The 14,799-nt window shown below is 61.1% G+C and carries 13 protein-coding genes; all 13 read left to right on the top strand.

What is annotated here, in order from left to right:
- Positions 1-3 precede the first annotated feature (3 nt).
- The 13 genes from ACP7BO_RS22695 (at position 4) to tssJ (ending at position 14,798) form a co-directional block, all read left to right on the top strand.
- Positions 4-759, top strand: coding sequence for a DUF4123 domain-containing protein (locus ACP7BO_RS22695; protein ID WP_426212842.1), 756 nt, complete (start codon positions 4-6; stop codon positions 757-759).
- Positions 756-1,250, top strand: coding sequence for a YceK/YidQ family lipoprotein (locus tag ACP7BO_RS22690; protein ID WP_426212841.1), 495 nt, complete (start codon positions 756-758; stop codon positions 1,248-1,250). Before ACP7BO_RS22695 ends, ACP7BO_RS22690 begins: the two co-directional genes overlap by 4 nt.
- Positions 1,251-1,322: 72 nt before the next feature.
- The gene (locus ACP7BO_RS22685) at positions 1,323-1,826 is read left to right on the top strand and encodes a DUF3304 domain-containing protein (RefSeq protein WP_426212840.1); all 504 of its coding nucleotides are present in this window, start codon (positions 1,323-1,325) and stop codon (positions 1,824-1,826) included.
- Positions 1,814-1,969, top strand: a complete 156-nt coding sequence (locus ACP7BO_RS22680) for a hypothetical protein (RefSeq protein ID WP_426212839.1) — start codon at positions 1,814-1,816, stop codon at positions 1,967-1,969. Before ACP7BO_RS22685 ends, ACP7BO_RS22680 begins: the two co-directional genes overlap by 13 nt.
- The gene (locus ACP7BO_RS22675; RefSeq protein ID WP_426212838.1) at positions 1,957-2,481 is read left to right on the top strand and encodes a DUF3304 domain-containing protein; all 525 of its coding nucleotides are present in this window, start codon (positions 1,957-1,959) and stop codon (positions 2,479-2,481) included. Before ACP7BO_RS22680 ends, ACP7BO_RS22675 begins: the two co-directional genes overlap by 13 nt.
- Positions 2,466-4,808: a T6SS phospholipase effector Tle1-like catalytic domain-containing protein gene (locus tag ACP7BO_RS22670; protein ID WP_426212837.1), complete on the top strand. Its 2,343-nt coding sequence runs from the start codon at positions 2,466-2,468 to the stop codon at positions 4,806-4,808. Before ACP7BO_RS22675 ends, ACP7BO_RS22670 begins: the two co-directional genes overlap by 16 nt.
- Positions 4,808-5,071, top strand: a complete 264-nt coding sequence (locus ACP7BO_RS22665) for a PAAR domain-containing protein (protein ID WP_073509304.1) — start codon at positions 4,808-4,810, stop codon at positions 5,069-5,071. The genes ACP7BO_RS22670 and ACP7BO_RS22665 overlap by 1 nt, the downstream gene beginning before the upstream one ends.
- Before the next feature lie 140 nt (positions 5,072-5,211).
- Positions 5,212-6,189, top strand: a complete 978-nt coding sequence (locus ACP7BO_RS22660) for a hypothetical protein (RefSeq protein ID WP_426212852.1) — start codon at positions 5,212-5,214, stop codon at positions 6,187-6,189.
- Positions 6,176-9,529 (top strand): ImcF-related family protein, encoded by a 3,354-nt coding sequence (locus tag ACP7BO_RS22655; protein WP_426212836.1) that lies wholly within the window; start codon positions 6,176-6,178, stop codon positions 9,527-9,529. The genes ACP7BO_RS22660 and ACP7BO_RS22655 overlap by 14 nt, the downstream gene beginning before the upstream one ends.
- 301 nt (positions 9,530-9,830) lie before the next feature.
- A complete protein-coding gene (gene tssA / locus ACP7BO_RS22650) occupies positions 9,831-11,435 on the top strand; it encodes a type VI secretion system protein TssA (protein ID WP_426212835.1) in 1,605 nt (534 codons plus the stop codon).
- A 24-nt stretch (positions 11,436-11,459) separates the two neighbouring features.
- Complete coding sequence (gene tssF, locus ACP7BO_RS22645; RefSeq protein ID WP_426212834.1) at positions 11,460-13,226, top strand: type VI secretion system baseplate subunit TssF; 1,767 nt, start codon at positions 11,460-11,462, stop codon at positions 13,224-13,226.
- Positions 13,190-14,281: a type VI secretion system baseplate subunit TssG gene (gene tssG / locus ACP7BO_RS22640; protein WP_426212833.1), complete on the top strand. Its 1,092-nt coding sequence runs from the start codon at positions 13,190-13,192 to the stop codon at positions 14,279-14,281. The genes tssF and tssG overlap by 37 nt, the downstream gene beginning before the upstream one ends.
- Positions 14,262-14,798: a type VI secretion system lipoprotein TssJ gene (gene tssJ, locus ACP7BO_RS22635; RefSeq protein WP_426212832.1), complete on the top strand. Its 537-nt coding sequence runs from the start codon at positions 14,262-14,264 to the stop codon at positions 14,796-14,798. The genes tssG and tssJ overlap by 20 nt, the downstream gene beginning before the upstream one ends.
- The last annotated feature ends 1 nt before the right edge of the window (position 14,799 follow it).

Below are 14,799 nucleotides of genomic sequence, written 5' to 3'. Positions count from 1 at the left end.
AACATGCAAATGGCTACGCCAGCACAATGGCAAGAACAAATCGAACAGGTATGTGCCAGGGTTGGCATCCAGCAGGTTGACTTGCTGCTTGACCAGTCGGCCTGGAACAACAGTGCCGTACCCGCGCTAAAGATATTGAAAACGCCAGTGCCATGGTTTTCATTGTTCAGTGGTACGCCGGAAGAAAACCTCCTGGATCAGGCCCCGCTGTTGATGCGTCTGGACCTGAGCCACTGGCAGCATAAAGCCTGGCTGGAAGAACTGCTGACCCACTGCGCCGCGGATGCGCGCCTGCTGGTACTGATTTCGCCACTGCCTTTCGAGGTTTTGAGCCATGCCCTGCAAGCGTTGTCGCAAATCAAGTGGGGCGGGCAGGGCGGGTTGTTGCGTTACTACGACCCGCGCATCTTTCCCTTGTTGATGACCTCGATCCTGACCGCCGAGCAGCGCACCGAATACCTGCAGGTGGCCAGTTACTGGGGCTGGCTGGACCGGGACGATCAGCCACAGTGGCTGCAAGGCAATTGCCCGGCAGAGCAGGCCGGCATCGTCATCAGCTCCTGCATGGACCTGAGCGATGGGCAGTGCGACGCGATCGGTTGTATTGGCGATGCACAGAAATTGCTGGATGGCGGAAATTTTGATGCTGTGGATCAGCCTCGGGAATTTGTTTTTGCCTCCTTATATTCATTAGTTGTACAGGCCAGTCAGGAAAACCATTTTGGTAATTTGACTGAATACGTGAGGAAAAAACTGTGAGTTTCACCCTGGCAACATTGGATGGTCAGTGTGCTCGGAATAAAGCAACATTGTTCAGGCAAGAAGTTTATGTGCTGAGGCGGTTGCTTCTGATCATGTTGTTTGGACTCGTAATCAGTACTGCTGGCTGCGGAACATTATTGGAGCGAGGTGAAAAATCAAAAATCCACAGTCGCTCAGGTCATTACTATGTTGGTGTTCAATATGACTGGAGGCTACTTTCTTTTACAAGTAAAGGTGCTTACGACTATGGGTCAATGCTTTGCTATCTGAGTGTAGTGTGTCCATTTGTTACCTTGCTCAGTTTGCCGGCAGACTTTGTGGTCGATACAGTTATGTTGTATGGCGATCATCAAAATAAGATCGTCGAAGAGCGAAATTACAATAAGTATCTTAGATCTAAATACTGCCTTGCTGAGGGTGTGCCAGATGAGGCGGCACTCAAAAGTATGGGCCTGGATGTGGGCTTCTGTTTGGTTGTGCGTAATTAGTGGTCGTGGAGTGACTGTTGCATTGTGTGTGCGGCATTTTTAGTTTGGTTGTGGTTAATTCGGTTTAAAACGATGAATAAATTTCTGGCGAGCGGCTTGTTATATTTGTTGGGGCTGATGTTGTATGGGTGTTCCTCTGCGGACAACGAAATGGCCGGCGGTAATCTGCAAGCGGTCAATCATACATTGCATGGCATTAACTGGATGTCGGTCAATGGTTATCGGGCCCATGCAGGTGGTGGCAGTTCGTGCTGCATTATCATGCCGATTAAATGGCGTCCCGGTTTAAAGGCCAATGTTGAATGGGAAGTTGATCCTGAACCTTATGCCCCTTCACCACCGTTAGGGACAGATGAATTTAGAGCTTTTATGGTTAAGCACAAAGCCAACTACCAGCGCCATAGCGCCACAGTGGATATTCCGGAGTGGCCAGACTCCAAAAGGTGTGGTTTGACTGTGCATTTTTTGGTTTGTAATCAAATCAAGCTCACGAGTTCGTGCTGGGCATCCAGTTCACCAAACTATCCGATTAAAGAGCCTAGGCAAATGAAGGAGCCAGCCGTATGTCCGAAGTAATAAAAGAGCCAAAGGATAAAGTTTGGGCCCCTCCGGTGTTTGCGGTTGGTGGGGCAGGTGGCATGCAAAAAATGTTCGTTAAGGACGGTTTTTTCATGTCGCTTGAAGTTGATAAATGGAGTTGTGGGATATGGAATTCATGATGAATAAATTGCTGGCGCGCGGCTTGTTATGTCTGTTGGGGCTGATGTTGTATGGGTGTTCCTCTGCGGACAATGAAATGGCCGGTGGCAATCTGCAAGCCGTCAATCATACATTGCATGGTATCAACTGGATGTCGGTCAATGGTTATCGGGCAGATGGCGGCGGCGGACTATCGTGCTGCATTATCATGCCGATTAAATGGCGTCCCGGTATGAAGGCCAATGTTGAATGGGGAGTTGACCCTGAACCTTTTGCAAAGATAAAGAAAAAAACTAAAGGCTATGGTTTTGACGATGAAGCGTGGGCTGAGCATGAAGCGAAGTTTCAGCACCATAGCGCCACAGTGGATATTCCGGAGTGGCCAGGTACAGAGTCCTGTGATCTTAAAGTTCACTTTTTAACCTGTAATCAGGTGCGGGTTACCACGGCATGCGCGGTCTATGGTCAACCCAATTACCCAATCAAACAGCCTCTAGAGATGAAGGAGCCTGCCGTATGTCCGAAGTTATGAAAGAGTCCAAGGATAAAGCCTGGGCACCTCCGGTGTTTCCGCCCAGCGGGCGTTTGCCGACGCTAGCTCGTATGGTGACCGATAATTATGAGAAGCAAACGCTTGAGGAGAAAATTTTCTGTCAAGGAATCAATTCCAAAGGGCAGAAACTGCATTCTGAATGCTGTCATAGCCTGCACATAAGTTTGTTTTTCGACGGTACTAACAATAACGACGCCAACGATACGAAGGACAACCACCCCACAAACATTGCGAAACTTTTCCATGCATCGTTGAGAGGCAGTAAAGCCGGGCAAAATGGTTATTTTTCTTATTACATGCCCGGTGTTGGGACGCCTTTTCCAGAGATTGGCGAACTGGATTACAGCGGGGGCGGGCAGAGAATGGCCACTGGTGGTGAGGATCGAATCAATTGGGCGCTGGTTTCCTTAGCTGACGCCTTATACAAAGCGTTGGTTAAGACGCCCTTGTCTCAGGACCTTCGGAGAAAATCCGTCAAGGAAATGAGCACCTGGAGTGCGCCGCTGATGACTGCTCTGGGCCAGAGTAATCGGCGGCGGACAATGAATGGCTTGCTGGCACCCTTGCAGGCCCGTACGGAACTGGCCAGGCCCCGTGTGCTGGGGGTCAAGCTGTTTGTCTACGGTTTCTCCCGGGGAGCGGCCGAGGCCCGTACCTTTGTCAGCTGGTTAAGCCAGCTGTTCGAGACCCCGGCGGGGCACAGGTTGCCGGATCAAAGCCTGATTGGCTTGCCCGTCAGCATCGAATTTCTCGGGCTGCTGGATACCGTGGCCTCGGTGGGTATTGCCCATGTGGCCCCGTTCTTTGCCGGGCACATGGGCTGGGCCGATGACACCCAGTTGCTGCCGGACGCTTTGCGCTTCCCGAATCTGGTGAAGTGTTGCCGGCATTTTGTCGCGGGCTTTGAACAGCGCGCATGCTTCCCGCTGGATTCGATCCGTAACGAGGACGGGCACTACCCGGCCATGACCCAGGAGGTGGTGTATCCCGGCGTGCACTCCGATGTCGGTGGTGGTTACCCACAAAAAGACCAGGGCAAGGCCCGAGACGGAACCCATGAGCTGGTGTCGCAGATTGTGCTGCATGACCTGTATGCCGCTGCTTTTGCGGCGGGTGCACCGCTGCAGGTGCCTGAGGCCGCTCTGCCCAAGTCGCTACATACTCAGTCGTTATGGCGTGTCATGAGTCCCACGACTGATAGGGAATTTGGACTGAGCGAAGAATTAGTCGAACGCTTCAACGCCTGGCGAAGCAAAACCCTGCAGGTCAGTGAAACCGGCGAGTCCCTGAACGCCCTGGCCTGGGAGTACAACCCGATCCGGCTGAACACCCCGGTGGAAGATGCCCTGGCCGATCAACTGGGCTGGATCACCGGCTGGCGCATTGGCCGTTACGCCAATGAAGACAAGGACAACGACAGCTACAAGCGCCAGCCGTTCTTTACCCAGGCCACTGAATTCACCGCTTATGAGAGCAGCCAGAAAAAAAACGACTACCAGCAGTTACAGGCCGACGCTGTGGAGCTGCGCAGGACTACCAACCCGCTACATCCCGGGCCGCCAATCTATGAGCCGCAAATCGACCACACTCAGCTCAGCCAGGCCGCTACCGAGTTCAAGTCCGACTACACGGGCACCAAGCGTGAGCAAACCAGTGGCTGGGGCACAGTGACCGATGTGCTGTTGCGCGATACGGTCTATCTGCTTAACCAGAATGATGAAACCAGGGATCACGCCAGCCTCAGTCAGGCGGGTGTTCAGCGCAGCAGGCAATTGTTTCGCGATACCCATGGCACGCCCAGCCCGGACCCTGAACTGGCCTTGCTGGTGGCGTTGTTCGATGACCAGATCCATGACTCGCGGGCCTGGTTCATGTACGACTTTCTGGGCTCGCGGGAGATGTGGGCGGGCTACTTTTTTTACCGCATGACCTATTTCGGCAACCAGAACAGCCGCGATCTGTCGCCGGTGGTGGTGGCCGGGCGCATGTTGGGCGTGGCGATGCTGGCCGGGGCCACTGTGTACGGGATCAAGCGTCGCGGCGCACTGGGTGGTGTGGGCGGGCTGGTGGCAGGCATCGGTGTTGCGAGCATTGGCTATCAGGTGATCGACAAGGCCACGGGCCTGGTGGTGCCGTTCCTGCCGGGCGCCGAGAAGATCCTGCAACCGACTGGCCAGATTGGTCAGGTAGTGGCCGAGCAGACGCGCCAGATCGCCGGGGATGACTATCTGCAGCGTATGCGCCAGACCACTGCCATGTTGCGCGAGGCGGGCACGCTGCTCGAGCTTGATGGCGGGGTGGTGTGATGCTGCCTCTGATACGTATGGGCGACACGCTGCGGCCCTATGGCGGTGAAGTGCGGGAAGGGCACTACGAGGCCTTTGGCAAACCGGTGGCCTGCGCAGGCGATAGCGTGCGCTGCAATCGACATGGCATGACCCGGATCAGTGAGGGCGCTGCGGCCTCGACCATGGACGGCAAGCCAGTGGCGCTGGACGGCCATCGTTGCGACTGCGGTTGCCAACTGGTCAGCAGCCTGGCCGTCGCTTCGATGAGCGTCGCGCCATGAGTCGTCCTCCTCAATACCCCGAGTTTATCGAGCCGGGCGCACCGCGCTGGCGTCGCTGGTGGCTGGGCCTGGGCCTGCTGTACGGGGTGCAGTGCGCGTTGCTGCTGATGCTGTGGCCCGAGGCCCAACCGCGCCTGCAGTTGTGGCTCTGGAGTGCACTGTTGCCACTGTGCTGGGCGCTGGTGCTGGCGGTGCGGGTATTGGCGTGGCAGATCGCGCTGTTCAACCGCAAGGTCTATCTGCGCACTGCGCAGGCTGCCACGCAACGCTGGTGGCAGCAGCGGAGCCTGGGCTTGCCGGTGCAGGACGTGTTGCTGCTGGGCCCGGCGGGGGATGCACAGGAACACTACCTGGACTTGATGAAAGGCGTTACGCCGCCTGCTGTGAAAACGGATACCACGCCTTGCATGTTGCGTTGCCCGTTGTCGTTGACCGTGGTGACTGAGCGCGCCCCGGCGCTGGCCCGGCATCTGGCCCGCTTGACCCTGGCGCTGCCCGGACTGCCTGGTTGCTGGCCGCAGGTGCGGGCGCTGGCCTGGGTCGGGGATCAAAGCAGCCAGGCGGCGTTCGTCGAGACGCTGGCCCGGGCGGGGCTGGTGTTGCCCGCGCCGCGTTTGCCTTTGCAGGACCTGACTGATCTGGATCAGTTGATCGATACCTTCCATCACGAATGCCGTGGCGCCGACGATTGGCTGCTGTGTGCCGGGGTGGTGTCGGTGACGAGCGTGGAAGAGGGCGAGCTGGCGGGCGAAGGCGGTTTCCTGTGGCGGGTCAGCCGCGAAGGTCGGCAGTTGCTGCATCGCGGTGAATATCTGGAGAGCGAGGCACCTGCCGGGCTCTGCGCGCAGGTGCAGCGTTACGCCGCACTGCCCGGGCCACCGCAGACTTGCCTGGCACTGGATGGTGCCAGCCTGCAAGGGTTTGTGGATGGCGGCTGGGCGGCGACCGAGCATCAACTGGCGGGGCACTGGGGCGTACTGGCGCAGCTGGCGCCGTTTATCGGTATCTCCCTGGCCTTGCTGCAAGCAGGGAAGGCGGGTCAGCCATGTGGATGGCTGAGCCAGGATGGCAAGCAACGATTGGCGATTGGAGTGGCGGTGCCCCATGGCAATGAATAAGGACGTGGTAAAGGGCTCTCTGGTTCGGGTGGGGTTGGGCTACCTGCTGATCATGAGCCTGCTGGTGCTACTCGGTGGCCTGCTGTATGGCTTGTGCGGCAGTTATTTTGGCTGGCCGCAACTGCCGCTCAAGCAGTTGCTGCTGTGGGGCCTGGGTGTGTGGTTTGCGCTGTGCTGGTTGTGCCCGTTGATTCTGCTGGCCTGGGATCACCTGGCGGTGCGCCATGCGCAGCGGGTGGTGGGGCCGGATGCTCAAACGCCGGCTTTGCGATTGAGCCCGCAGCGGGATACACCGGATCACCAGTCGCAGTTAACTCAATATTTGCAAACCCAATACGGCCTCTTCTGGCGCTATAAAGTCCGGCTGTTGCTGGTGGTGGGTGAGCCGGCAGAAATCGAAGCCGTGGCCCCGACCCTGGCCGCGCAGAAGTGGCTGGAGGGGCAGGGCACCGTGCTGTTGTGGGGCGCCAGTGCCCTGCTGGCGACAGAGTCGTTCCAGCAGAATTGGGCCGGGCTCAGCCGCTGGCGTGCGCTGGACGGGGTGGTCTGGGCGCTGACTGCGGCCCAGTCTACCGATGACGGGGCAACGACTTCGGGTGCGCGGCAGTTGCAGAGCCTGGCCCGCAGCCTGCACTGGCAGTTGCCGTTGTACCTGTGGCAGGTCTGCGAGAGTGCCTGGCCGCAGCCCTCGCGCCAGCTGCAGGAGGTCGGTTGCCGGTTGCCTGCACGAGACAGCGCCGCGGCGCTGGAAACTGCGCTGAATACGTTGATCGAGCCTTTGCGTCGCGAAGGTCTGGGGCAGATGAACACCGACAGGAATCACGATTTTTTGCTGCGTCTGTCGCGGGATTTGCAGGCTGGGGGCATTGCCCGCTGGCGGCGTACCCTGGCGCGGCTGGCCGCCTATTTCGGCCATGGCGTGCCGTTGCGCGGGTTGTGGTTCAGCCTGCCGCTGGCGGCCCCGACCCATGAATCGAAACATGACTGGCTGGCGCCTGCGGCGTGGCACGGGGTGCTGGGCGACAAGTCCGGTCGCCGTCGATTGGGCTGGAGCGTTCCGCGGGTGGCTTATGGGCTGGCGCTGGGTTTGGCGTTGGTGTGGGGCGCGGGGTTGTTGCTGTCGTTTATCAGCAACCGGGTGCAGATCGCCCAGGTGCAAAGCTCCTTGGCGGCGTTGCAGCAGCCGGGCAATGCGGACGAGCAACTGAGGGCGTTCAACGATCTGGTGCGCGAGCTGGGGCGCCTGGATTATCGCGCCGAGCAGGGCGAGCCCTGGTATCTGCGTTTTGGCCTGAGCCAGAACCAGCACCTGCTGGACGTCATGTGGCCGCGCTATGTCGAGGCCAACAATAGCGTGCTGCGTGACCTGACGACGGCCAGGTTGCAACGCCAGCTCAATGCCTTGATCCGCTCGCCGGCGGGCAGCCCGCAACGGGCCGAACGGGCGCAAGGCGCCTATGAACAATTGAAGGCCTACTTGATGCTGGCGCGCCCGGAAAAAGCCGATGCGAGCTTTTTGGTCAAGGCGCTGGGCAACGCCGACCCGCTGCGCGAAGGGGTGTCGCCGGGGCTCTGGCAAGCGCTGTCGCCGAGCCTGTGGCAGTTCTACGGCGAGCATCTGGCGGCGAATCCGCAGTGGGCAATCAAGGCCGACCCGGGGCTGGTGGCGCAGGCGCGCCAGATCCTGCTCAGCCAGTTGGGCCAGCGCAACGCCGACACCCACTTGTACCGTCAGGTGCTCGACGCGGCGGCCCATCATTACCCTGATTTGAGCTTGCAGCAGATGGTGGCTGAAACCGACGCTGCGGCGCTGTTCTCCACGGCAGCGCGGGTGCCGGGGGTGTTCACCCGCCAGGCCTGGGAGGGTCAGGTGCGCCGGGGGATTGAACAGATCGCCGACGCCCGGCGCGAGGAAATCGACTGGGTGCTCAGCGACAATCAGGCCGAGATCGCCCAACAACTGACCCCTGACGAACTGCGCGAACGCCTCACCGAACGCTACTTTCAGGACTACGCCAACGCCTGGCTGGATTTTCTCAACAGCCTGCGCTGGCAGCAGGCCGCCAGCTTGCCGGGGGTGATCGATCAATTGACCCTGATGAGCGATGTGCGCCAGTCACCGCTGATTGCGCTGATGAACACCCTGGCCTATCAGGGCCAGGCCGGCACCCGCAGCCAGGCCCTGGCTGACTCGCTGATGAAGTCGGCGCAGCAGTTAATGAACCAGGACAAGGTCGAAGCGATCGACCAGCAAGTCCGTGGCCCGGGCAGCCCGCTGGACGCCACGTTCGGTCCGCTGCTGAGCCTGCTGGGCAAGGACCCGGCGGGCAATACCGAGACCGAGCGCTTGAGCCTGCAGGCCTACCTGACCCGGGTCACCCGGGTGCGCTTGAAACTGCAGCAAGTGAGCACCGCGCCCGACCCGCAGGCCATGACCCAGGCGCTGGCGCAAAGCGTGTTTCAGGGCAAGAGCATCGACCTCACCGACACCCGGTCCTACGCCAGCCTGGTGGCCGCCAGCCTTGGCGAACAGTGGAGCGGCGTCGGCCAGACCCTGTTCGTGCAACCGCTGGAGCAAGCCTGGCAACGGGTGCTGCAGCCCTCGGCGGCGGGGCTCAACAGCCAGTGGCAGCGGGCGATTGTCAGCGACTGGCAGGCGGCTTTTGTCGGGCGCTACCCGTTTGCCGACACCAGCAGCGATGCCTCGCTGGCCATGCTGGGGCAAATGATTCGGGCTGACTCCGGGCGCATCGAACGCTTTTTACAAAGCCAGCTGAGCGGGGTCTTGCGCAAGGAAGGCAGCCGCTGGGTGGCCGACCCTCAGCATGCGCAGGGCCTGCGTTTGAACCCGCAGTTTGTGGCGGCGATCAACCAGCTGAGCCACTTGGCGGATGTGCTCTACACCGACGGCGGCATGGGCCTGAGCTTTGAGTTGCAAGGCAAAGCGGTGCGCGACGTGGTGCAGACCACGTTCATTTTCAACGGGGCCAAACATGAGTACTTCAACCAGCGAGAGTTCTGGCAGCGCTTCAACTGGCCGGGCAGCAGCGACCATCCGGGGGCGAGCCTGAGCTGGATCAGCGTGCGCACCGGCGAGCGTTTGTTTGGTGATTACCCGGGTACCTGGGGGTTGATCCGCCTGCTGGAACAAGCCCGGGTCACGCCGCTGAATGATGGAGAGAGCCGCTACCGGCTGGTGCTCGATGCCCCGGACGGGCTGGGTTTGACCTGGCACCTGCGCACCGAACTGGATGCCGGGCCGCTGGCCTTGCTCAAGTTGCGCGACTTCACGCTACCGGGGCAGATATTCCTTGACGAGAACGGCGCAAAAACCCTTTGAAACCCCTCGTAGCAGCTGACGAGTGAAACGAGGCTGCGTCCGCAAACGAAGCCATCGTGCACGCTGGATTACGGTCGCTTCGCAACCGGACGTAGCCTTCGGCAACTGCTACGAGAAGCGGGTACTCCTGTAGCAGCTGACGAGTGAAACGAGGCTGCGTCCGCAAACGAAGCCATCGTGCACGCTGGATTACGGTCGCTGCGCAACCGGACGTAGCCTTCGGCAACTGCTACGCAATACGGGTGTTTGCTGGTGGTGAGAACGCCGCAAAAATGTCTTATGCACAGAATGGAAGCTTTGAATGACTCTGCAAACCTTGATTACTCAGTGCCTGGGCGAGCGTGACCCTCTGGGGGTGGCGCGCAGTCAGGCCGAACACTGGCAACCCTGGCTCGAGCCCGTCAGCGCCGAGTCGCCGGTGGGACAGGACCCGGGCTATGACGATGACTTCCAGCGCATGCGTGAAGAGGTCAACAAGATGTCCGGGGCGGATGCCGAGCGGGTGGTGGAACTGGCGCACAAGCTGTTCATCCATACCTGTAAGGACCTGCGGGTGGCGACGTATTACTTGTGGGCGCGTTTGCACCGCGACGGTGAGGCCGGGCTGGCTGACGGGCTTGGTCTGTTGGCGGCGTTGCTGGAGCGTTACCCCGAGCAGGTGCTGCCGCCGCGCCCCAATAGCCGCAAGATGGCTCTGGAATGGCTGGCCGGGACCAAGGTGCTGGACAGCCTGTCGCTGTACCCCGAGGTGGTGCGCAGCGAGGCCGAGCGTACGGTCGCGGCGCTGGCCTGGCTGGAGCGCGGGCTTGAGGCCTGGCCCCAGGATCAGCGGCCGGCGCTGGGGGCGCTGTATGGCGCGTTGTCCGCGCGGTTGAACCGGTCCGGCGGGGTGGATGCGCTGGTGCCGCAGCACAGTGCCAGTCACGAGACGGGTGTGCAGAGTACGGCGCCGAGCGTCACGGCGATCAAGTCCGGCCGCGACCTGATGGACAGCGGCCGGGCATTGGCCGGGTATTTGCGCGAGCAACCCCATGGCTGGCTGGCAGCCCATCGCCTGATGAAGAGTCTGCGCTGGGACACGGTGCATCAGGTGCCGCCCGAGGACGCTGGCGGCAAGACGCGTTTGGCGGCGCCGCGCAGTGATTATCGGGCGCAACTCAAACGCCTGTATCTGCAGCAAAGCTGGGGCGAATTGCTCGATCAGGTGGAGCGGGTATACGCCGAGGGGGTGAACCATTTCTGGCTGGATTTGCAGTGGTACCTGCATCAGGCGCTGAGCAAACAACCGGCGCCTCAGGAGGGTTGGGCCGATATCGTCCAGCGTGATCTGGGGATGCTCCTCGAACGCCTGCCGGGCCTGGAGCTGTTGCTATGGAGCGACGGTACGCCTTTCGCCGACGAGACCACCCGCGACTGGATCGCCCGCCACGTCAGCGGCAATCGCGTGCAGCAATGGCTGCCGGCACCCAAGGTGCAAGTGAGCAGCTCGGACGCCGAGATCCTGGCGCTGGAGGACGAAGCCCGGGTCCAGGCCGACAGCGACGGGGTGGACGCGGCACTGGCCTGGCTGGCGGCCCGGCCCAGGCTGGCGGCCCGGCCCAGGCTCGAGACCGGGCGTCAGCGCTGGCTGCTGCGGCTGCTGATGGCCCGCGTGGCCGAGCAATACGGCAAGGCTGATCTGGCCATGCACCTGCTGACCGATCTGGACGCTACCGCGCAGCACCAGGCCTTGTCGGTGTGGGAGCCGGAGCTGAATTTCGAGGTCAAGGCCCGCCTGCTCAAGCTGTTGCGGTTGAAAGCGCAACGCAATGATGCCGACAAACCGGCCCTGGCCCGTCGTACCGAATCGCTGCTGGGCGCACTGGTGGCGATTGACCCGGTACGCGCTGCGGTGCTGTGCGCCTAACTCTTTTTGATGTGGAATATTTTTGTGAGCATGGACAATTTGACACTGCGCTACTTCGACGCCGAAATGCGTTACCTGCGCGAAGCCGGCAAGGAATTCGCCGAAGCATTCCCGGACCGGGCGAGCCAGCTCAATCTGGACAAACCGGGGGCACAAGACCCCTATGTGGAGCGCCTGTTCGAGGGCTTTGCGTTCTTGATGGGGCGCCTGCGCGAGAAGCTCGACGATGATCTGCCGGAGCTGACCGAAGGGCTCGTCAGCCTGCTGTGGCCCCATTATTTGCGCACCATTCCCTCGCTTTCGATCATCGAACTGGCACCCGATCTTGCGCAAATGAAGCACAGCGAGTCGATTGCCAGGGGCTTTGAGGTGTTATCCCGGCCGATCGGCCCGCAACGCACCCGCTGCCGTTACACCACCACCCAGGATCTGGCCGTGCAGCCGCTGGCCCTGGAATCGGTGCGCCTGGCCTATGAGGCGGATGGCCGTTCGCTGCTGCGTCTGCGTTTGAGCTGCGGCGAGTTGACCGACTGGAGCCAGATCGACCTCAGCCGCCTGGCGTTGTACCTCAATGCCGACGCGCCGCTGGCCAGCGCCTTGCACCAGGCGCTGACCCTGAACATGCAAGCGCTGTACTCGCGCCTGCCGGAACAGGAGCGCCAGCCACTGGACGCGCATTTTGCGCCCAGGGGCTTTGCCGACGAGGACCGCCTGTGGCCCAAAGGTGACAGCGCGTTCAGCGGCTATCAGTTGCTGCTGGAGTACTTCACCTTCCGCGAGAAGTTCATGTTCGTCACCCTCTGTGGTCTCGAACAACTGAACCTGGCGCCCGGTACCCCCTGGTTCGAACTGGAGGTGGTGCTGCGCGAGCCCTGGCCGCAGGCATTCAGTGTGAGCAGCGAGCATATTCGCCTGCATTGCGTGCCGGTGATCAACCTGTTCACGCTGGAGGCCGATCCGCTGACCCTGGCGCCGTTGCAGAGCGACTACCTGCTGCGGCCCATGCGGTTACAGGACGGGCACACGGAAATTTATTCGGTGGACCAGGTCACTTCATCAAAGGATGCCGTACGCCAGGATTATGTGCCGTTCACCAGCTTTCGGCACAAGGGCGGGATGCTGCGCGACGACGCGCCGGAGCGTTATTTCCATACCCGTTTGAAGCGTTCGGCCAAGGGGCTGCACGACACCTGGCTGATCCTGGGGGGCGAGGGCTTCGACAAGGACCTGCTCAAAGACGGCGAAAGCCTGTCATTGCGCCTGACCGGCACCAACGGTCTGTTACCGCGCAAGGGGTTGCAAAGCACCTTGCTCGACACGCTTGTGCAGACCACCCGCAGCGGTCTGCGGGTGCGCAATCTGTGTGCCCCCAGCCTGCCGTGCTACCCCCCTGACCGGGATCGTTTTCATTGGCGCGTGCTCAGCCATCTGGGGTCGAACTTCTTGCCGATGCTCGACAGTGCCGAGGTGCTGCGCGGCACGCTGGCGTTGTACGACTGGACTGCCAGCGAGCTGAACCGGCGTCGACTGGAGGCGATTGTCGGGGTTCGCCATCATCTGGTTCAGCGCTTCGAGAAGGGTTTTTTGCTGCGCGGGGTGGATATCGAAGTGACCCTGGACAGCAGCGGCTTTTCGGGGGAGGGCGACATCAGCCTGTTCGGCGAAATGCTCCATCGCTTCTTTGGCCTGTATGCCGACATTCATTTATTCAACCAGCTCACGCTGATCTTGCAACCTGAAGGGAAGTGCCTGCGATGGAACGAGAACCACAGTCAGCGTATACCCGGCTGAAAGCCGCCGGTGTGCTGCAAGCGCTGCAGGGGCGGGTCGCCGAAGCCGGTATGTACCGTTTCTGTCAGCTGCTGGAACAGGCTTTGCCCGACCACCCGCCGCTGGGCAGTACTGCGCACCCGGCGGATGACCCGGTGCGTTTTCGCCCCGACCCCGGCATGGGTTTTCCTGCCGGTGAGCTCAAGGCCATCGAAACCGATGCGCACCATCCTGACCGTCCGGCCACGGTACGCACCCGTCTGCTGGGCCTGTACGGCATCGACTCGCCAATGCCGACGAGCTATCTGGATGATATTGCCCAGCGTCGCGAAGGCCATGATGCCCTGGAGGCGTTCCTGGATATTTTCAACCACCGGATCTTCACCCAGTTCTATCGCATCTGGCGCAAGTACTCCTACCCGGCGACGTTCGAGGCCGGTGGCCGTGATGCAACTTCGCAATGCCTGTTGGGGCTGATTGGCCTGGGGATTCCTGGCACTGCCAAGCAGATCGCCACGCCGGTATCGCGCTTCCTGGCGCTACTGGGGGTGATGCGTCTGCCCACCCGTAACGCCGAAGGGATCATGGCGCTGGTCAAATTGCTGGCCCCCCATACCCGGGCCCGGGTGACCCCGAACTGGCCACAGAAAGTGGCACTGGCGCAGCCGGCCAGCCTGTCGGCCAGTGACCCGGTGAGCCTGTCCCGGGGCACGCCGCTGGGCAGCGTCGGCCATGACGTCAACAGTCAGTTGCACCTGGCGCTGTTCACCGAGGACCCGGACGAAGCGCGTGGCTGGTTGCCGGGTAACCCGTTGCACAGTGATTTGCTGGTGTTGCTGCGGGTGTATCTGGGCTGGCGATGCACCGCGATCGTGCAGCTGTCGTTACCGCTGCGCAGCCTGCCCAAACCTGTGCTCGGTGGCGCGCCGGTGCTGCTGGGCATGACCGGGGTGCTGGGCAGCGAGGCCAGGCCGGTCGAGGCACACGAAATTATCACCATCAATCTGGGCCGATACCAAGGCCTGCACAGCAACCCCCAGTACAGAGAAGCACAGCATGTCGCGTACCGTTTTTAATCTATTGCCGGTGGCAGTGCTCGGTGCACTGCTGGGCGGCTGCGGCCTGACCCAGAGCCTGTCCGACACCGGCTCGTCTACGGCCCGGGCGATCTTCTACAAGCAGGTAAAAACCCTGCACCTGGACTTTAGCGCCCGTGCAGGGATGAACACTGACGAGGCGGACATGGAAGGTATGTCGGTGTCCACCGTGGTGCGGGTCTATCAGCTGCGCGACATCAAGGCGCTGAACAAGGCCGGGTACGACAGCGTGCTGAACGATGCCGACAACCTGCTGCGTGCCGATCTGCTGGCGCAGCGGGCGCTGGTGGTCAAGCCTGCAGAGGGCGCGCACCTGAACATGGCGCTGGATAACGATGCGCAGTTCGTCACGGTGGTTGCGTTGTTTCGCAGCCCCGATACCCGCCTGCAGACCTGGCGCCTGACGCTGGGCCGCGATGAGCTGGACCCGCAGCGGGCGCGGGTGATCGAGCTGGGCAACAACCGGTTGACCTTGCAACCCCTGGCGCAGGAGTGAG

It is taken from the genome of Pseudomonas sp. TWR2-1-1, from assembly GCF_049897045.1.
Taxonomy (GTDB): Bacteria; Pseudomonadota; Gammaproteobacteria; order Pseudomonadales; family Pseudomonadaceae; genus Aquipseudomonas; species Aquipseudomonas versuta.
This window is presented reverse-complemented; position numbering and strand designations above follow the sequence as displayed.

Coding starts and splice junctions, on each gene's coding strand:
- ACP7BO_RS22695 (WP_426212842.1), top strand. CDS start 4: ATGCAAATGGCTACGCCAGCACAATGGCAAGAACAAATCGAACAGGTA.
- ACP7BO_RS22685 (WP_426212840.1), top strand. CDS start 1,323: ATGAATAAATTTCTGGCGAGCGGCTTGTTATATTTGTTGGGGCTGATG.
- ACP7BO_RS22680 (WP_426212839.1), top strand. CDS start 1,814: ATGTCCGAAGTAATAAAAGAGCCAAAGGATAAAGTTTGGGCCCCTCCG.
- ACP7BO_RS22675 (WP_426212838.1), top strand. CDS start 1,957: ATGGAATTCATGATGAATAAATTGCTGGCGCGCGGCTTGTTATGTCTG.
- ACP7BO_RS22670 (WP_426212837.1), top strand. CDS start 2,466: ATGTCCGAAGTTATGAAAGAGTCCAAGGATAAAGCCTGGGCACCTCCG.
- ACP7BO_RS22665 (WP_073509304.1), top strand. CDS start 4,808: ATGCTGCCTCTGATACGTATGGGCGACACGCTGCGGCCCTATGGCGGT.
- ACP7BO_RS22655 (WP_426212836.1), top strand. CDS start 6,176: ATGGCAATGAATAAGGACGTGGTAAAGGGCTCTCTGGTTCGGGTGGGG.
- tssA (WP_426212835.1), top strand. CDS start 9,831: ATGACTCTGCAAACCTTGATTACTCAGTGCCTGGGCGAGCGTGACCCT.
- tssG (WP_426212833.1), top strand. CDS start 13,190: ATGGAACGAGAACCACAGTCAGCGTATACCCGGCTGAAAGCCGCCGGT.
- tssJ (WP_426212832.1), top strand. CDS start 14,262: ATGTCGCGTACCGTTTTTAATCTATTGCCGGTGGCAGTGCTCGGTGCA.